This is a genomic window from Acidimicrobiales bacterium (assembly GCA_040219515.1).
Taxonomy (GTDB): Bacteria; Actinomycetota; Acidimicrobiia; order Acidimicrobiales; family Aldehydirespiratoraceae; genus JAJRXC01.
Genome location: JAVJSI010000014.1, coordinates 190353 through 208643 on the forward strand (window position 1 = coordinate 190353; position 18291 = coordinate 208643).

16 protein-coding genes are annotated in these 18291 nt (G+C 68.5%); 11 read left to right on the plus strand and 5 right to left on the minus strand.

Features of this window, described 5'->3' with window-relative positions; genetic code table 11:
• Positions 1–3: 3 nt before the first annotated feature.
• Genes gnd through RIB98_14280 form a run of 3 tightly spaced genes read left to right on the plus strand, consistent with a single transcriptional unit; the run spans position 4 to position 2766 of the window.
• Entirely contained in the window at positions 4–1026 is a 1023-nt protein-coding gene (gnd, locus tag RIB98_14270; GenBank protein MEQ8842144.1) for a decarboxylating 6-phosphogluconate dehydrogenase, read from the plus strand.
• Positions 1023–2402, plus strand: a complete 1380-nt coding sequence (zwf, locus tag RIB98_14275) for a glucose-6-phosphate dehydrogenase (protein ID MEQ8842145.1) — start codon at positions 1023–1025, stop codon at positions 2400–2402. The genes gnd and zwf overlap by 4 nt, the downstream gene beginning before the upstream one ends.
• Positions 2395–2766, plus strand: a complete 372-nt coding sequence (locus RIB98_14280; protein MEQ8842146.1) for a DUF6027 family protein — start codon at positions 2395–2397, stop codon at positions 2764–2766. Before zwf ends, RIB98_14280 begins: the two co-directional genes overlap by 8 nt.
• Positions 2767–2903: 137 nt before the next feature.
• On the opposite strand, the gene RIB98_14285 is transcribed toward RIB98_14280, so the two are convergent.
• Entirely contained in the window at positions 2904–4334 is a 1431-nt protein-coding gene (locus tag RIB98_14285) for an ABC transporter substrate-binding protein (GenBank protein ID MEQ8842147.1), read from the minus strand.
• An 80-nt stretch (positions 4335–4414) separates the two neighbouring features.
• Between RIB98_14285 and RIB98_14290 the strand changes: the two genes are divergently transcribed.
• Both RIB98_14290 and RIB98_14295 read left to right on the plus strand, forming a co-directional pair.
• Positions 4415–5029 carry a TetR/AcrR family transcriptional regulator gene (locus tag RIB98_14290; protein ID MEQ8842148.1) on the plus strand — a complete coding sequence of 205 codons (615 nt, stop codon included), beginning with the start codon at positions 4415–4417 and terminating at the stop codon, positions 5027–5029.
• Between the two features lie 102 nt (positions 5030–5131).
• Positions 5132–6556 carry a carotenoid oxygenase family protein gene (locus RIB98_14295; protein ID MEQ8842149.1) on the plus strand — a complete coding sequence of 475 codons (1425 nt, stop codon included), beginning with the start codon at positions 5132–5134 and terminating at the stop codon, positions 6554–6556.
• Between the two features lie 6 nt (positions 6557–6562).
• Here RIB98_14295 and RIB98_14300 read toward each other — a convergent pair whose 3' ends face one another.
• Positions 6563–7594 (minus strand): LLM class flavin-dependent oxidoreductase, encoded by a 1032-nt coding sequence (locus RIB98_14300; protein MEQ8842150.1) that lies wholly within the window; start codon positions 7592–7594, stop codon positions 6563–6565.
• Between the two features lie 55 nt (positions 7595–7649).
• On the opposite strand from RIB98_14300, the gene RIB98_14305 reads away from it, so the two are divergent.
• The 5 genes from RIB98_14305 to RIB98_14325 are packed head-to-tail and all read left to right on the plus strand — an operon-like array spanning position 7650 to position 11688.
• On the plus strand, positions 7650–8480 hold the full coding sequence (locus RIB98_14305) for an arylamine N-acetyltransferase (protein ID MEQ8842151.1): 831 nt from the start codon (positions 7650–7652) through the stop codon (positions 8478–8480).
• 42 nt (positions 8481–8522) lie between these two features.
• Entirely contained in the window at positions 8523–9950 is a 1428-nt protein-coding gene (locus tag RIB98_14310) for an AlkA N-terminal domain-containing protein (protein MEQ8842152.1), read from the plus strand.
• A complete protein-coding gene (locus RIB98_14315) occupies positions 9950–10447 on the plus strand; it encodes a methylated-DNA--[protein]-cysteine S-methyltransferase (GenBank protein ID MEQ8842153.1) in 498 nt (165 codons plus the stop codon). The genes RIB98_14310 and RIB98_14315 overlap by 1 nt, the downstream gene beginning before the upstream one ends.
• Before the next feature lie 21 nt (positions 10448–10468).
• Positions 10469–11245, plus strand: coding sequence for a class II aldolase/adducin family protein (locus RIB98_14320; protein ID MEQ8842154.1), 777 nt, complete (start codon positions 10469–10471; stop codon positions 11243–11245).
• Positions 11242–11688 (plus strand): hypothetical protein, encoded by a 447-nt coding sequence (locus RIB98_14325; protein ID MEQ8842155.1) that lies wholly within the window; start codon positions 11242–11244, stop codon positions 11686–11688. Before RIB98_14320 ends, RIB98_14325 begins: the two co-directional genes overlap by 4 nt.
• Before the next feature lie 37 nt (positions 11689–11725).
• Here RIB98_14325 and RIB98_14330 read toward each other — a convergent pair whose 3' ends face one another.
• Genes RIB98_14330 through RIB98_14340 form a run of 3 tightly spaced genes read right to left on the minus strand, consistent with a single transcriptional unit; the run spans position 11726 to position 17080 of the window.
• On the minus strand, positions 11726–12532 hold the full coding sequence (locus RIB98_14330) for a VOC family protein (GenBank protein ID MEQ8842156.1): 807 nt from the start codon (positions 12530–12532) through the stop codon (positions 11726–11728).
• A gap of 41 nt (positions 12533–12573) precedes the next feature.
• Positions 12574–14730: a malate synthase G gene (locus tag RIB98_14335; GenBank protein MEQ8842157.1), complete on the minus strand. Its 2157-nt coding sequence runs from the start codon at positions 14728–14730 to the stop codon at positions 12574–12576.
• Positions 14731–14785: 55 nt separating this feature from the next.
• Positions 14786–17080 (minus strand): arylsulfatase, encoded by a 2295-nt coding sequence (locus tag RIB98_14340; GenBank protein ID MEQ8842158.1) that lies wholly within the window; start codon positions 17078–17080, stop codon positions 14786–14788.
• A 73-nt stretch (positions 17081–17153) separates the two neighbouring features.
• Here RIB98_14340 and RIB98_14345 point away from each other — a divergent pair, with 73 nt between their 5' ends.
• Positions 17154–18278 carry a hypothetical protein gene (locus RIB98_14345; protein ID MEQ8842159.1) on the plus strand — a complete coding sequence of 375 codons (1125 nt, stop codon included), beginning with the start codon at positions 17154–17156 and terminating at the stop codon, positions 18276–18278.
• The last annotated feature ends 13 nt before the right edge of the window (positions 18279–18291 follow it).

Here is an 18291-nt window from a genome sequence, read left to right on the forward strand (position 1 = left end):
TTGATGCGAATCGCCATGGTCGGACTCGGACGGATGGGTGGTGACCTCAGCCGGCGATTGATGGCCGGTGGCCACGAGGTGGTGGTCAACGACCTCGACAAGTTGGCCATCGCCGCGCTGGCCGACGACGGCGCCATCCCCGCAGCGGCGTTGACCGACCTCAGCATCGAGTTGAAGAGTCCTCGCGTGGTGTGGGTGATGGTGCCCGCCGCCGCCACGGGCGCGGTGATCGCCGGCGTGGCCGACGTGCTCGAGGCCGGCGACGTGATCATCGACGGTGGGAACTCGAACTGGAACGACGACCTCCACCGCAGCGCCGGACTGGCCGAGCGGGGCATCGAGCTCGTCGACATCGGTACGTCGGGCGGCGTCCACGGGCTCGAACGCGGCTACTGCCTGATGGTCGGCGGACCCACCGACGTGGTGGCCTCGATCGCCCCGATTCTCGACACGATTGCTCCGGGCGTCGATGCCGCGCCGCGCACCCCGGGTCGTGCGGGCGACCCCGCCCCGGCCGAGAAGGGCTGGTTGCACTGTGGCCCGAGTGGTGCCGGCCACTTCGTCAAGATGGTCCACAACGGCATCGAATACGGGATGATGGCCGCCATCGCCGAGGGACTGAACCTCCTCGATCACGCGAACCTCGGTGCGGTCGACCGCCCCGTCGACGCCGAGACCGCGCCACTGCGAGAACCGGCCGCTTACCGCTACGACTTCGACCTGAGCGGCATCACCGAGCTGTGGCGGCGGGGCTCGGTGATCGAATCCTGGCTGCTCGACCTCACCGCCGGCGCGCTGGCCCGCGATCCGCAGCTCAGCGCCTTCGAGGGTCGGGTGAGCGACTCGGGCGAGGGCCGGTGGACGGCCCAGGCGGCCATCGACGTGGGCGTACCGGCGCCGGTGCTCACGGCCGCCGTGCACCAGCGGTTCGCCAGTCGGGGCAACGACGAGACCGCCGGGAAGGTGCTGTCGGCCATGCGTCACGCCTTCGGCGGTCACCACGAGAAGACCGAGGACGAGACGTGACCACCGCCGGCGACGTGCTCGTCCTCTTCGGGGCCAGCGGCGATCTCTCGCGCCGGAAGCTGTTCCCTGCGTTGTACGAGCTGGAACGCAACAATCGACTCGACGTGCCCGTGGTCGGGGTCGGGCGTACCGAGATGGACGACGACGGATTCCGCGAACACGGACGAGCCGCGCTCGAGGAGTTCGGGCCCGACCTCGAGCCCGCGGTCCTCGACCGCCTGCTCGCCCGCCTTCGGTTCGTGTCGGGCGACTATCGCGACGAGGCGATGTTCGACCGGCTGGCCGAGTCGCTCGAAGGCGCAACTCACCCCGTCGCCTATCTGGCGATCCCGCCGGCGCTGTTCGACGATGTCGCCGCCGGGCTCGCTCGCGTCGGTCTCAACGAGGGTGGCCGCATCGTGGTCGAGAAGCCCTTCGGTCGAGACCACGCCTCGGCAGTGGAGCTCAACCAGATCCTGCATCGCCACTTCGACGAGTCCGCCGTGTTCCGCATCGACCACTTCCTGGGCAAGGAGCCGGTGCAGAACCTGATGGTCTTCCGGTTCGCCAACTCGATCCTGGAGCCGGTGTGGAACCGCAACCACATCGCGTCGGTGCAGATCACCATGGCCGAGTCGTTCGGCATCGAGGGTCGCGGCAGTTTCTACGACGACGTCGGCGCCCTGCGGGATGTGGTGCAGAACCACCTCCTCCAGATCGTGGCGCTGCTGGCGATGGAGCCGCCGGTCTCCAAGCACCCCGACGCCATGCGCGACGAGAAGGTGAAGATCATGCGGGCCACGAAGTCGCTCACCGCGGCCGACATCGTCCGCGGTCAGTACCGCGACTATCGCGACGAGGACGGCGTGGATCCGGCGTCGGACACCGAGACCTACGTGGCCGTGCGGCTCGAGATCGACTCGTGGCGCTGGGCCGGGGTGCCGTTCATCATCCGGGCCGGGAAGGGCCTGGCGACGACTGCGACCGAAGCGGTCGTGCAGTTCCGTCGACCGCCGAGCGCCATTTTCGACGACGGCGGGGAACCCGCGGCGAACGTGCTGCGTTTCCGCATGAAGCCCGACGACATGATCACCCTCACGATGCAGGCGAAGGTGCCGGGCCTGGGGATGATGGCCCGGCCCGTCGATCTCGAGGTCGACTACGACGAAGCCCTCGGTGGCGGCGCGACCGATGCCTACGAGCGACTGCTCGGTGATGCGCTGGCCGGCGACGCCCGCCTCTTCGCCCGCCAGGACAGCGTCGAGGAGTCGTGGCGCATCGTGGAAGACGTGCTCATCGACGCGCCGCCCGTCGCCCTCTACGAACGCGGTTCGTGGGGACCCAAGGAAGCGGATCGGCTACTGGCCGGAGGCATGAAGTGGGAGGATTGTGATTGAACCGCGCACCGTCACCGTCGAAGGCTGGACGGGTCCGTGGCCCGATGACGACGCCGACGCGAACTTCAAGGCCGACATCGCGGCCTACGCCCACCTCGACCCGCTGTCGACCCTCACGAACCTGAGCGACGCGATCGATGTGCCGCTGGGAGCGCTCGTTCACTACGTCCTGGCGAAGTGGGCCACCGAGGGGAGCAGCGGACTACTCGAACTCGGCCCCCGGATGGCCCGTCGGCTCCGTGAGCCGTTCGCCGCGGCCGAAGAGATCGGTACGGTCGAGGCCAAGCTCGAGGCCTACGAGACCGTCCGCCAGATCGTCGAGTGGCTCAACATCCCCCTCGACCAGCCGGACGTCTACCCCTGAGGTCGGACACCGGGACGCTGGGGTCAGACCCCCGTCCCAACTCGCTGGTTGCAACGGGGGTCTGACCCCGAATGCAACGGGGGTCTGACCCCCGTTGCAACGGTGGCGTGGTCGAGGTGGGCCGGGGGAGGGGTTGGCTAGGGGAAGATGTCCACCGGTTCGCCGACGGGTACGGCCTGGCCGTCGCCGGCGGTGGAGTCGTAGATGGCCAACGAGAACAGGTCGTCGGCATACAGCTTGTCGGCCGAGAACGATGCGTTGGGCGAACCCGGGAACGTGAAGTCCGTGAGGCTCTCGCCACCGGCCCGGAACGACTCCGGGGTCAGTTCGGGGCCGGCTGCTTCGGCGATGATCTTGAAGAGATAGATCAACCGGCAGCCGTAGCGGATGCCGTTGAAGATGTTCTCCTCGTCTTCGGCGTAGTCGAGCGGCGGACGGATGTCGAGGTCGGGCTGGGCGGCGGCGACGACCTCGCTGCACTCACTCTGGTACGCAGCGTCCTCCCAGATGAGGGTGTCGCTGGGGCCCGTCGCGGTGACGACGCCATCGGCCACGGACTTGTCGGTGATGGTGTCGCCGAGGTTGCCGAGTCCGGACGGGTTGTTCGTCCAGATGTCGAGCGTGGTGTTGAGACCGGCGTCGGCGAGTCCGCGGATGCTCGATGACGGGTTGCCGTGGATGAACACCGCAGTGGCACCGGACTCCTTGATGACCTCGGTCATGAGGGCGAGTTCGTCGTCCTGCGCGGCGGTGTCGCCATCGGGGGCGATCACGATGCCCTCGCCGACGACCTCGACGCCCCGGTCCTCGATCTCCTGGATGGTGGAATCGTGGCTGGGCTCGTCGGCGAGTCCGGCCATCACGAAGACCTTGGCACCCTCGAGATCGCCGTTCTCCTCGAGCAGGTTGAGAAGAATGGTGGTGGAGGCGTTGGCGGCCTGACCGGGCATGAACCACGGGGCGACGGACTGCGCCAGCTCGTCGTCGGTCTGGTCGCCGCCGACGAGGATGGTCTCGTTGAGGCCGGTGATGCAGGGGTCGACGGTGCCGGCCAGCGGGCCGACGAAGCCGCCGAGTACGGCGAAGACGTCGTTGTCCTGGGTGAGGGCCGTGCAGACACGATCGGCGTCCTCGGGGTCGATGGCCGAGTAGAGCTCGTAGACCGGCTCGATGGAGCGGCCGAGCACGCCTCCGTTGTCGTTGACGTGGTCGATCATGATGTCCCAGAACGCGACCTGGTCGCCCCAGCCCGCCGGGCTGAGGCCGAGGTCGATGAGCGCTTGGAAGTCGAGCAGTGACACGCCGACCGAGATGGTGTCCTCGGTGACGCCCTTGGACGACGCGGTCAGCGGCACGTCGGCATCGGTGTCGGCATCGGTGTCGGCATCGGCATCCGTGTCCGGATCGGCGTCGGTATCGGCGTCAGCGTCAGCGTCCGTGTCGGCGTCCGCATCGACGTCGGCATCGGTCTCGCTGCTGCTCGTGTCATCGCCGCACGCGGCAGCGAGGAGCACGAAGCTCAACAAGAGAGCGAGCAGACGCAGGAGCCCGAGTCGTTGGATCGTCATGGAAGTCCCTCCAAGGGTGCACATGGTGCAGGTTTTGTCCCAGGGTGGGACATTAATGGCGTATCGTAGCCTCGATGACCGTGCGAGGACCAGCAGAACCGGAGTCCGACACCGGTTCGGCGCGCCGGGGACGGCCGCCGATCGGCGAGCACCGTGTGGCCGTGCTCGACGCGACCCGGCGGCTCTTGGCCGAGCAGGGCTACGAGCAGATGACGCTCGAGGCCGTGGCGGCCGAGGCCGGGCTCTATCGTCGGTACCTCTCCCGCACGTGGGGGTCGAAGGCCGAGTTGGTGCGCGATGCGCTGTTCGAGGACGTCGCCGATTTCCGGGTGCCGGACCGTGGCGCGTTGGTCGATGACGTGCGCGACATCGTGGTGCAACACGTGGAGCTGACCCTTCGCCCCGAGTTCCTCCGTGGACTTCCCGCCCTCCAGGAGGTGTTCCGGGTCGACCGCGAGCTGTGGACCAGCACGGTGGAGCGTCACATCCGTCCGCCGGTTGCGGCGTTCACCCAGGTGCTCGGTGCCGCCCACGAACGCGGCGAGATCAGTGCCCACCTCGAGCCGGAGATCGTCCTGAACACAATGTCGGGCGCGCTCCAGCAGCTCGCCCGACTCGGGTTGATGTCGCGAGCGCAGCTGGTCGAGCACGGTGTCCGGCTCGTCGTCGACGGAATGGTCGAACGCCCGGTCTGATTCGCCGGTCTGATTCGTCGGTTCGACCCGCCGGACGCGGCCGGATTCGCAATACGCGACAATGAGGTGAACACTGTTCACCTCGCCGTCGAAAGGATGCCGATGACGTTCACCGGTCATGTCACGAACGCTGCCGACCAACCGGATCTCTCCGGAGCCATGTTCCCGGTCGAGCGCGAGGTCGAGATGGCCGCGTGCGACGTGATCGGCGAGATCCCCGCCGGCCTGCACGGGTCGTTCGTGCGCAACGGCCCCAACCCGATGTTCGAGCCGATCGGGAAGTACCACATGTTCGACGGCGACGGGATGCTCCACGGCGTCGACTTCGCCGACGGCCGAGCCTCGTATCGCAATCGCTGGATCCGCAGTCGGGCCCTCGTCGCCGAAGCCGGTCTCGGTCGGGCCGTGTACCCCGGCCTCAGTGATGTGATGAACTTTCCCGACGAGTCGATCGTGGGCGACGCCGGGCCGGTGAAGAACCCGGCCAACACTCACATCGTCCGCCACGCCGGCAAGCTGTTGGCACTCTGGGAACAGGGATTGCCGACGGAGATCGCCCCCGACCTCACGACCATCGGCGAGTGGAACTTCAACGGTGCACTGAAGGGCGCGATGACGGCGCACCCCCGCATCGATCCGTTCACCGGCGAGATGTTCTTCTTCGCCTACAACTTCTTCCCACCGTTCCTGACCTACTACGTGGCCGACGCGGCCGGCGCGCTGGTCAAGAAGGTCGAGATCGACATGCCGGCCCCCGTGATGATGCACGACATGCTCCTCACCGAGCACTACGCGGTGTTCCTCGACAGCCCGATCGTGTTCGACATGGCCGGCCTGGCCAGCGGCGAACCGATGGTCCAGTGGCGCGAGGAGAACGGCACCCGCCTCGGGATCATTCCGCGCCACGGTGAGGCCGCCGACGTCCGCTGGTTCGAGGTGCCGACCTCCCACGTCCAGCACTTCTGGAACGCGTGGGAGAACGGTAACCGCATCGAGCTGTCGGGGGTTCGCTTCGAACGGATGGAGTTCGGGATCGAATCCGAGGCGTCGGAGAAGGCCAGCGGTGTCGACCAGAACGAGGGTCGCCCGGCGCGCTACTGGATCGACCTCGAGTCGGGCACTGCGGGCAGCGAGTTCTTCGATGACGCCAACGGGGAGTTCTGTCGGTTCAACGACGACCTGACGGGGCGGGAGACGCACTGTCTCTACATGTCGGGTTTCACCCGTGAGCACACCGGCGTCGGCGACTTCGACACCATCGTCAAGTACGACACGGCGACCGACACGCGCACACGCTGGTACGCGGGCGACGGCGGGCACGTCGGCGAGAGCGTGTTCGCGCCCGACCCCGACGGCACGGCCGAGGACGACGGCTGGCTCGTGAACTCCACGGTGAACACCGATACGGGGGTGAGCGAGGTCGTGGTGCTCGACGCTCGACGGGTCGAGGACGGGCCCATCGCTCGCGTGCAGATCCCGCAGCGGATGCCGTTCGGCTTCCACGCCAACTGGTTTCCGGCCGGGTGACGACCGTCAGTCGAGCAGCTGCTCGGCGAGCAGTTCGTAGCTACGCACGCGGGCCTCGTGGCTCCACGTGATCGTGACGGCCATGAACTCGTCGGCGCCGTAGCGATCGGCCATCGCGGTGACATTTGCGGCCACCGTGCTCGGATTGCCCTGGATCATCGGCTTGCGACTGGGCGGCACGCTCAGCGGGCCGGGAACGTCGGCGGTCACGTCGGCCGGTGAGGGGATCGGTCCCTGGAGGCCTCGGCGGCGCCAGAGCTGCACACCGGCTGCGAGGGCGTCGGCCTCCTCGTGGGTTTCGGCACAGATGACGCTGGCGGCGACCAGCACCTGCGGCTCGGGGCAACGCTCGCTCGGCTGGTAGTGCTCGCGGTACTGGGCGGCGATCACCGCGCCGTCGGACTGTGAGATGAAGTCGGCGAACGCCAAGGGCAGGCCGAAGTGCGCGGCGTAGGACGCGCTGTCCGGGCTCGACGCCAGCAGCCAGAGCTGCGGCGGCGCCTCGGGTACGGGGGTGGCCGCGACGCGACCGTGGAAGGGACTCGTCTCGGCCAGGTCGTCGTGGAGGAAACCGTCGAGCTCCATGACCATGGCCGGATACTTCTGCACGGAGATCGGCTGGTGGTCGGGCGCGAGGGCGACCATCGTCGCCTGGTCCGAACCGGGAGCACGACCCACCCCGACGTCGATGCGGCCGGGATGCAGGCTCGACAGCACCCGGAAGTTCTCGGCGATCTTGTAGGGCGAGTAGTGCGGCATCATCACGCCGCCCGAGCCGACGCGGATCCGCTCGGTCGCCTCGGCGATGTGGCCGATGAGGACCTCGGGCGACGAGCCCGCCAGGCCCCCGGTGTTGTGGTGTTCCGCCACCCAGTACCGGTGGTAGCCGAACTGCTCACACCGCCGGGCGAGGTCGATCGAGTTCCGCAACGCCTCGCCGGCGGTGCTTCCCGAGGGGATGGGGGTCTGGTCGAGTACCGAGAGGTGCATCAACCAGGAGAGAACCGTCGAGTCGACCCGAGAATTCCCGTCGGGCATTCGTTGCAGCCTCGCGGACGACGCACCGAGTCGCCTGGCGTGGCAGATTGAGGCGATGCCGTTCCCGCCACTGTCGTCACGCTCCGTCGAGGAGGTCGTGGAGCGACTCGGGTTCGGGCAACGGCCCGCCCCCGACCTCCGAGGTCTCCACGACATCTATTCGGCATGGTGCCGTCGGGTGCCCTTCGACAACATGCGCAAGCTCGTGGCCCTGCACTTCGAGCTGCCCGAGCTGCCCGGCATCCGGCCCGACGACTTCTTCGCGGCATGGTTGCTCACCGGCGCCGGCGGTACGTGCTGGGGAAGCAACAACGCGTTGCACGCGCTGCTCGTCGGACTCGGGTTCGACGCTCGTCTCCACTCCGCATCGATGTTCGACGTCGAGGTCAATCACGGCACGACGATCGTGACGATCGACGGTGAACGATGGATGGTCGACACGTCCGTGCACGGCGATGTGCCCGTGCCGTTGCGGGACGAACCCACCACCGTCGAACATGGTGCGTTCGTCACCAGTGCGTGGCCCGACGGCGACCACTGGATGTTCGACTGTTCGACGCCCGACCCGGATGTGCGGGTTCCGTGTCGGATCCTGGCTGAGATGGACCACGAGTTCACGATCGAGGCCAATGAGAGGAGTCGGTCGTCGAGCCCGTTCAATCAGGAGATCCGGGTGGGAATCAACGACGCCACCGGCGTCTGGCTCCTCAAGGGAACCAGCCTGACCCGTCTCGACGACACGGGGTCCACGATGCAGTCGCTCTCCGACGCCGAGACCGACGACTGGTTGGCCGGTACTGCCGGGTTCTCCCGCCAGCTCGTCGACGAGGTGCGCATGGTCCTCGACTACCGGGCGCTCAACGGGGCGGACGAGCCCCTGGTCTGACGTGTCCGAATGTGTCCGAGCAGGTTGGGCATACTGCAGGACATGGGAACCAGCGGAAGCCGAGTCAGCGCGGTGGCGACCACCGGCATCTACTGCCGGCCGCAGTGCAGTGCGAGGCCCGACCCGAAGAACGTCTCGCCGTTCCCGTCGCCGGTAGCCGCGGAGGCCGCCGGCTACCGGTCGTGTCTCCGCTGCCGCCCGGACCGCCACCTGCCCGCCGCGACCGTTGCGGGCGTCCCCGATGCCGTCGCCACCGCCCTCGGGCTCATCAGCGACGGGTTCCTCGATCGCTTCGACGAAGAGGCGCTGGCCGACCGGGTCGGCTACTCGACCCGACAGCTGCGTCGGCTCTTCGAACAGCACGTGGGTGCGACGCCGGCGTTCGTCGGCCGCTCACGGCGTGCCCACTTCGCCCGCCGCCTTCTCGACGAGACGAACCTGGCGATGCCCGCGGTCGCCGGCGCAGCCGGGTTCGGGTCCGTTCGTCAGATGAACCGGGTGATCGAGGGCATCTTCCGCTTCTCGCCCGGCGAGCTGCGCCGCAAGCGACGGGCTGGCGACGTGCTGGTGGCCGATGGTGGTCTGCGCCTTCGCCTCCCCTTCGTGGAACCCCTCGACCGGGCGGCGGCGTTGCGTCACCTTCGGCCGCGCGCGACGCCCGGGGTCGAATTGGTGGACGACGGCGTCTACCGCCGGACACTCGAGGTGTGCGGCAACCCCGGCGTCGTCGAGGTGGACCTGCGGGGTGAGGCACCCCACCTGGAGCTGATCGCCCATCTGCCGACGTTCGATTCGATCATCGACGACGTCGCCCGTATCCGCACGATGTTCGGGCTCGACGATGACGTCCGTTCGGCCGAGGACCATCTGCTCGCCGACCCGCTCCTCGCGCCCATCGTGGGCCGCCAGCGGGGGCTACGGGTGATCGGGGGATGGGACCGATTCGAGACGGCGGTGAGGGTGATCGTCGGTCAACAGGTCTCCGTGGCCGGCGCCACCACGCTCACCGGGCGGATCGTGGAGCGCCACGGGCGTCCCCTGCCCGGCGAAGTGCTCGGTCTCACCCATCTGTTTCCCACCGCCGACGCGCTCTGCGGGTTGGAGCCCGAGGGGCCCGGCATGCCCGGTGTGCGGGTGGCGACCATCCGGGCCCTGGCCCACGGCGTCGTCAGCGGTGCGGTCGACCTCGCCGCCCGTCCCACCGATCTCCGAGCGCAGCTCGTCGACGTCAAGGGGATCGGTCCGTGGACGGCCGACGTGATCGCCATGCGGGTGTCACGCGACCCCGATGTGATCCCCAGTGGCGATCTCGGCATCCGCGAGGCGGCGGGCCGCATGCTCGACCGCGACGACCCGCCGACCGCCGAGGCGGTCGCCGAACTGGCATCGGTCTGGAGTCCGCACCGCTCACTGGCCGCCCAGCACCTCTGGGCGAGCCTCCGTAGTCTCGAACCCGAGGAGAAGTCCTGATGCACATCCGCCACCTCGACAGCCCGATCGGAGTACTCACGCTCGTGGCCTCCGACAAAGGGCTCAGCCATGTGCTCTTCGAAGGTCAGGAGCCGGACTCGGTCGGGCTGCCCAACGACCTGCCCGAGGTCGACGACGACCCGATGCTCGAGTCGGCCGCGGCCCAGCTTCGCGAGTACTTCTCCGGCGAGCGCCGCGAGTTCGACCTGACCCTCGACCTGCAGGGCACCGAGTTCCAGGTCGACGCCTGGCGGGCACTCGCCACCGTTCCCTACGGCGAGACGCGTTCCTACGGCGAGCAGGCCGACGCCATCGGTCGGCCCGGAGCATTCAGGGCGGTGGGCGCGGCCAACGGACGCAACCCGATTCCCGTGATCCTGCCGTGTCACCGCATCGTCGGGGCCGACGGTTCGCTGACCGGATTCGCCGGCGGGCTCGACACGAAGCGTCGGCTGTTGAATCTCGAGCAGGCCCAGCAGGGACTTCCTGGGGTCTGAGCGAGGACCTACCCTGGCGCGATGGCGCTGGTACTCGATCGCTACCCCGACATCACCTACGACATCGCACCGCCGGTGGTCGACGACCTCGACGAACTGCGGCTGCTGCGCAAGTGGGAGGCGGCGATCGGTTACCGCATCTTCGCGGCGATGCGGTGGGGCCAGCTCGGCGACGGACACGTCACCGCACGTGATCCGATCCTCACCGACCACTTCTGGGTCCTCGGCTACGGCATCCCCTTTCGCGACGCCACGATCGACAATCTCGTGCTGGTCGGTCCCGACGGGCGAGGGGCGGAGGAGGCTGCCGGTGGCATCAACCATGCTGCGTACTGCATCCACTGGCCGATCCTCGACTCCCACCCGTCGCTGGTCTCGGCGGCCCACACGCACACGGGTTTCGGCACGCCGTGGTCGGCCAACGTGACACCGTTCTCGGCGATCAGCCAGGAGTCGTGCGCGTTCGTGTTCGACCAGTCGATGTATCTCGGCGACGATCTCGAGGTGCTCACCACCGACGGTGGCTACCGCATCGCCGAGGCGATGGGCTCGAACAAGCTCTGCATCCTGCGCAACCACGGACTGCTCACCGGTGGTGCGTCGCCGGCCGAGGCCGTGGGCTGGTTCGTGCAGGCCGAGCGGGTCGCCGAGGTCCATGTGAAGGCGCCTGATGCGCGCCCGATCAGCGAGGAGGCTGCCAAGGCTGTCGAGTCGACGCTCGGCGGACCCGAGGTCGGGTGGCGACTCTTCCAGTGGGCCGCCCGCGACCTGGTCCCGGACCCCTCCGTCGTCCTGTGACGAAGCGTGTGCTGCGAGTGGGGCTCATCGCCCTGAGTGTCGTCGCTGTCGCTCCGCTGATCTGGTGGATGGCATCGGCACTTCCGGACGATCTCACTGCCGACCAGGTCCGGGACGCCGACTACCTGTGGGCTCCACCGGTTCTTTCCGCCGGCCAGCGCCACGGCATCGGCATCGCGTCACTGTTCGTTGTCGTCCTTGCTGCGACCGTTCTGGTCCAGGGACTGCGAACCGATCGATTCCAGCCTGGTTGGCTTCGGGTCGTGGTTCCCCTCGCCGGGGTCGCCGCCTACGCAGGCGTCACCTACGCCGTGGCGACCGAGCCTGTCACGGGCGCCAACATAGGGGGCGGCCTGATGATTCTGGCCGGGTTCGTGCTGGTACCGACCCTGCTCGGCTTCGCGATTTTCGCCGCGGTCCAGCTCCGTCGGTCTGCTCGGTAGCTGTCCGCGGCGGCGCGCCGGCGACGGCCGGGACCGACTACCCCTGCGGCGCAAACAGGTCGACGGGGTTGCCGTCGGGATCGACGACGGTGGCGTAGCGCTGACCCCACGGTGCATCGAACGGTGCGGTCTTGACCGGGGCGCCGCCCGCGGTGGTGGCCGTAAAGGCGGCGTCGACCTCGGCCGGGGTGTCGCAGGCGAACGCCAGCGCGACATTGCGACCGCCGCTGGCCGGCTCGTAGGTGCTGAACGACTCGATCGTGGCCACGTCGTCGATCATCAGCCGGAACCCACTCGGCATCGTCGCCTCGTGGTGTCCCTCGCCGAACTGCTCGAAGCTCATCCCGAGTCGGCGGTAGAACGCCAACGAGGCCGCGACGTCGGTGGCGATGACGCCGAGGGCATCGAGCCGTGGTGTGGACGGAGAGGTCGTCATCGCGTCGGCGGCCGTCGGTCGCTCGGCCTGGTGGTTTCCGGGCTGTGGTGTCACCGTGATGACCTGGACCATGTCGACGGTCGTGAACTGGTGCCAGGTGAGCGCAGGAACCACGATCACTTGGGCGGGGCCGAGGGTGTGGGAGACCTCCTCGTCGTCGATCAACAGCGTGAGCGACGTCTCGCCGGCGACGACGGCGACCACTTCGTCGGCCGGGTGGCGTTCCCATTCGCTGCGACCCTGGCCCCAGTGGCCGACGTAGATGCCGCCGTCGCGGACCGGTGCGAGTTCGGCGAACGCCTCGGCCTTCTCTTCGTCGGTCGTCGTGGGCGTGCGACCGACGAGCGGGGTGAGCGCCGCCATCGCGGTGCCGATCGAGACGGGCTGGGGTCCTTCGGGCGCGGTCATGGCCCGACGCTACCGCCCCGCCCCTCGACGACAGGAGGGGGTCAGCCGGCCAGGGTCGCCTTCATGGCCCGGCGGTTCTTGCGCAGGATGCGCTCGGTGTAGCCGTTGGGTTCGTTGCGCCCGCCGAGCACCAGCTCGAGCGCGGCCTGGAACGGGATGCTGGCGTCGAGGTCGGCGGCCATCGGCCGATAGTCCGGGTCGTCGGCGTTCTGCTCGTCGACCTTCGCGGCCATGCGACCCATCGCGTCGCGCACCTGCTCCTCGGTGAGCACCCCGTGGTGGAGCCAGTTGGCCACGTGCTGACTGGAGATGCGCAGGGTGGCGAGGTCTTCCATGAGACCGACGTCCTCGATGTCGGGCACGGTCGAGCAGCCGACGCCGATCCCCACCCAGCGCACGATGTAGCCGAGGATCGACTGGCTGTTGTTCTCGAGTTCGGTCTGGATCTGCTCGGGTGAGAGCGGACGATCGAGCAGTGGGATCGCGGTGAGGTCGTCGACGGACCGGCGCGCTCGCGAGAGCAGCTCCTCCTGGCGGGCGGCGACGTTCACATCGAAGTAGTGCGTCGCGTGCAGCGTGGCTGCGGTGGGCGACGGCACCCAGGCGCAGGTTGCGCCGGCCGACGGGTGAGCGACCTTGGCCTCGACCATCTCGGCCATCTCGGAGGGCTTGGCCCACATTCCCTTGCCGATCTGGGCCCGGTTCTGGAGACCGCAGGCGAGTCCGGTGTCGACATTGGCGTCCTCGTAGGCCAGCAGCCAGGTGGCGCCCTTCATCTCGCCCTTGGGCAGGACCGGGCCGGCCTCCATGTCGGTGTGGATCTCGTCGCCGGTGCGGTCGAGGAAGCCGGTGTTGATGAAGACGATGCGATCCTTCGCCTGGTCGATCGCAGCGGCGAGGTTGAGCGAGGTGCGACGCTCCTCGTCCATGATCCCCATCTTCATCGTGTTGCGCTCGAGCCCGAGCACGTCCTCGACCCGGCTGAACAGCTCGCACGCCCAGGCCACCTCGTCGGGACCGTGCATCTTCGGCTTGACGATGTAGATCGATCCGGTGCGGCTGTTGCGGAATGCGCCGGTGCCGAGCAGGTCGTGTTTGGCCGCGAGGGCGGTGACCATCGCGTCGAGGATCGTCTCGAAGACCGGCTCGCCGCCGCGGGTGACGGCATCGGTGGTGAGGTGATGGCCGACGTTGCGGACCAGCATCAGGGAGCGACCCTGGAGCACGAGCTCACTGCCGTCGGGGGCCGTGTAGATCCGGTCGGGGTTGAGCTTGCGCTCGAGGGTCTCGCCGCCCTTCTGGAACGTGGTGACCAGGTCGCCCTTCATGAGGCCGAGCCAGTGGCCGTAGACGACGACCTTGTCGTCGGCGTCGACCGCGCTCACCGAGTCCTCGCAGTCCATGATCGTGGAAACGGCCGACTCGAGGTCGATGTCGGCCACGCCGGCCGGGTCGTCCTTGCCGATGTCGTCGGCGCGATCGATGCGGATGTCGGCGTGGAGGCCGTGTTTGCGGAGCAGGATGGACGTCGGCTCGGCCGCCGGGCCCGAATGGCCGACGAACTGGGTCGAGTCGACGAGCGTGGTGCTGCCCTCGCCGAGGGTGACGACGAGCGTGCCGTCGTCGACCCGGTAGCCCGTTGCGTCGGCATGGCTCTCGTCGGCGAGCGGGAAGTGGGTGTCGAGGAACGCCCGGCCCCGGGCGATGACCTTCGCCCCCCGCCGCGGATTGTAGCCCTTGCCGGCGGCGGCGTCGCCGTCGTCACTGATGACGTCGGTGCCGTAGAGCGCGTCGTAGAGGCTGCCCCAGCGGGCGTTGGCCGCGTTCAACGCATAGCGGGCGTTGTCGAGCGGCACCACCAGCTGGGGCCCGGCCACCGAGGTGATCTCGGTGTCGACGTTCTCGGTGCGGATCGCCACATCGGTCGGACCGGCATCGAGATAGCCGATGCTGCGCAGGAACTCGACATAGGCCGAGTGATCGTGCGGCGCCGGATGGCTCGTGTGCCACTCGTCGATCCTGGCCTGGAGGTCGTCTCGGCGGCTCAACAGTGCGGCGTTGCGGGGACCGAGGTCGGCGATGATCGCGTCGAGGCCGGCCCAGAAATCGGCGGCGGACACCCCGCTGCCGGGAGTCAGTTCCTGCTCCACGAAGTCGTGGAGGGTCTGTGCGATCTCGAGTTCACCGATGGTCACCATGACCCAGCAGGCTACCGGTCGGTCACCAGCCCCGACATCCCCGGGGTGCGGCGGGTCACTGGGCGGCCATGGCGGTGGCGGTATCGCCCTCGGGGTCGTGGTGGGCAGGACCGGTGACGTCGATGACGACGGTCTCGAGACGGCCCGAGAACGGCTGTGCGGCGCCGGCGTCGTCGCACGGGGGTAGCGCATCGGCACGACCGATCCGCAGTCCTGACCCGGTCATGGACCAGCGGGTGAGGCAGTGCCACGACACGTCGACCGCGGCGACGGTCTCACCATCGACGAGAAGTGTCGCCCGTCCGCCGATCTCGGTCGACTTGTCGTAGCGGACGGCCAGCTCGTGACGACCCGGCGGCAGCGCGACCGCCGCGCGAACCTCGTGGATGCGCCGAGTTGCGACGTTGCAGTGCCACACCAGGTCCCCGTGGTCGAGGTGGAAGGACCATCCGCCGAGCACGTTGCCCTGCTGGGCGAGCACGCCGTCGGGAGCCTCGTCGCCGATCTCCCCACCCACCATCTCGCCCACGACTACGGTCGCCGTGACCCGATGGTCGCGATTGCGGATGTCGGCCGCCGTCTCCTCGGGGACCATGCCGCTGCTCGGCCGGTAGACGTAGCGCTCGCGGGCCGGCACGGCGTTGGGACGGTCGACGACCCGGTCGCTGAACGCACGATTGTCGATCGGGAGTACCTGGTGCTCCTCGGCTCGCTCCCACCACGAGGCGATCATCGCGTCGAGCCGCTCGGGCTCGCGGCCACTGAGGTCGTGGAGCTCCGTCGGATCGGCCCGGAGGTCGTACAGCTCCCAGTGCTCGTCGTCGAGCGGCGCGTCCTCGTCCTGGATCTCCACGTAGGTCACGGCCTTCCAGCCGTGGTCGTAGAGCGCCCGGCAACCGAGCATCTCGTAGTGCTGCGTCGTACGGATCTCGTCGGCTCCTGGATCGGCGAGTACCGGCTGCATCGAGGTGCCCTCGATCGGGCGTTGCTCGATGCCGGCGATCACGGGCGGAGGCTCGACGCCGCACGCCCGCAGGATCGTCGGTGCCAGGTCGATCGCGTGGACGTACTGGTGTCGCAGTTCGCCACGCGCCTCGATGCCGGTGGGCCAGTGGACGACGAGCGGGTCGGCGATGCCGCCCTCGTGGACCTCGCGCTTCCACCGACGGAACGGCGTGTTGCCGGCCACGGTCCAGCCCCACGGGTAGTTGTTGTGGATCTTCGGTCCGCCGATCTCGTCGATGCGTTCGAGCGATTCCCGCAGCGAGGTGCCCAGCCCGTTCCACTGTCGTATGTCGTTGAGCGAGCCACCCACGCCGCCCTCGGAGCTGGCGCCGTTGTCGCTCAGCACCATGAACAGCGTGTTGTCGAGGTCGCCGATGTTCTCGAGATGCTCGACGAGACGACCGATCTGCTCGTCGGTGTGGCTCATCATGGCGGCGAAGGCCTCCATGAACCGGGCGTGAACCCGGCGTTCGTCATCGCTCAGGTCGGCCCAGGCCGGAACCCAGTCGGGCCGGGGCGAGAGCTCGGTGTGAGTGGGAATCACGCCCAGGCCCTTCTGCCGGGCGAACGTCCGCTCCCGCCAGATGTCCCAGCCGTCGTCGAAGGCGCCGAGGTAGTGGTCGAGCCAGCGGCGCGGGGCCTGGTGCGGCGAGTGGCAGGCCCCGGGGGCAACATAGAGGAAGAAGGGCTTGTCGGGGTCGGCGTTGCGGAGGTCGGTGACGTGGTCGATCGCGTGGTCGAGCAGGTCCTCGGTCAGGTGGTAGCCCTGCTCGTGGGTGGCCGGGGGAGGCACCTGATGGTTGTCGTGCATCAGCGAGGGACCGAACTGGTGGTTCTCGCCCTCGAAGAAGCCGTACCAGCGTTCGAAGCCCCGGCCGGTCGGCCAGGTGGTGCGGGGAGACCCGAGATGCTGGAGATCGCGGGGGGTGAGGTGCCACTTGCCGACCATGGTCGCGTGATAGCCCGCGGGCACGAGCATCTCCGGCAGGAAGCCGTTGGCCTTGGAGATCGTCGCGTCGTAGCCGGGGAACCCCATCGCCAGGTCGGTGATGCGGCCCATGCCGACCGAGTGGTGGTTCCGGCCCGTCATCAGGCAGGCCCGGGTCGGTGAGCACAGCGCAGTCGTGTGGAAGTTCGTGAACGTCAGGCCGCCACCGGCCAGTCGATCGATCGTGGGTGTCGCGATGTCCGATCCGTACGGCCCGGTCTGGGCGAAGCCGACGTCGTCGAGCAGCACGACGACGACATTGGGGGCGTCGCCGTGGGGCCGCACCGGTTCGGGCCACCACGGCTCGGCGTCGGGGTACCAGCGGCTGATGCGACCCTCGAACTGTCCGGGTTCCATCCCCGGACGCTAGTCACCGTCGGGTCACCATTGTCGAGTGGTGTGCGGGACGCGCGTCGAGTACGACTGAGCCATGCTCTCTCCGCTCGACGACTATCCGATCCACCAGGCCCCGCGTCCGATCGCGGTGCCTGCCACGGGCGACCGCAATCACTACGGCCGCTACTGGTTCGGCGCCTTTCACCGCCAGGCCGAGTTCTCGATCGAGGCGGCGTTCGGGCGATACACCAACCTGGGCGTGGCCGACTGCTCGCTGTCGATCGTCAAGGGTGACCACCAGTACGCGTTCCACGCGTCGGGTCACGCCCCCGAGGACCCGATGGTGACGACGATGGGACCGTTCCGGCTCGAGGTCGTCGAGCCGATGAAGGAGCTGCGGATCACGGTGGAGGAGAACGACACCGATCTCACCGCGAACCTGACGTGGAAGGCCCGCACCGGCGCGCTGGCCGAGGACCACACGTACATGGACGCCGGTCCGGTCCGGGTGCTCGACATGTTCCGGTTCACCCAGTTCGGGACCTGGGCCGGCGAGGTGACCGTCCGGGGCGAGACGACGACCTTCACGCACGACGACATGGTCGGCGTCCGCGATCGGTCGTGGGGCATCCGGCCGGTGGGCGAGAAGCCGGCCGGCCGGGAGATGCGCGCCGGTGGCAACTGTTGGCTGTGGGCACCGATCCACTTCGACGACGAGTGCCGGCTGTTCGGCTACTTCCAGGAGCCGGGGGGCAAGTTCTGGCGGGCTGACGGGTTCCGCGTCCCCGTGCTCGAACCGGTGCCGCCCTCGGTCGACGAATCGACCCCAGGGGTGTTCCGACTCGAACCGGTGGGCCAGCGACTGGAGTTCCGCGAGGGCACCCGCTGGGTATCGCGGGCCGAGTTCGATCTCGAGCCCGAAGAGGGCGACCCCTACACGCTCGTGTTGGAGCCGCAGCTCAGGTTCCAGATGAAGGCGCTGGGCTACACGAACTTCGTGTGGGGCCACGGCTACCACCACGGCGAGCTCGAAGTGGGGGCCGAGGAATGGAACCTGTCCGATCTCGATCCCGCCGACCCGTCGGTGCAGCACGTGCATCACACGGTGAACGCCACGATGCGGACGACCGATGGTGACAAGCACGGCGTCGGCCTCTTCGAGCAGATCATCTTCGGACCGCACACCCAGTTCGGCTTCCACGACCTGCTCGACACCTGAGCCGACATGCGAG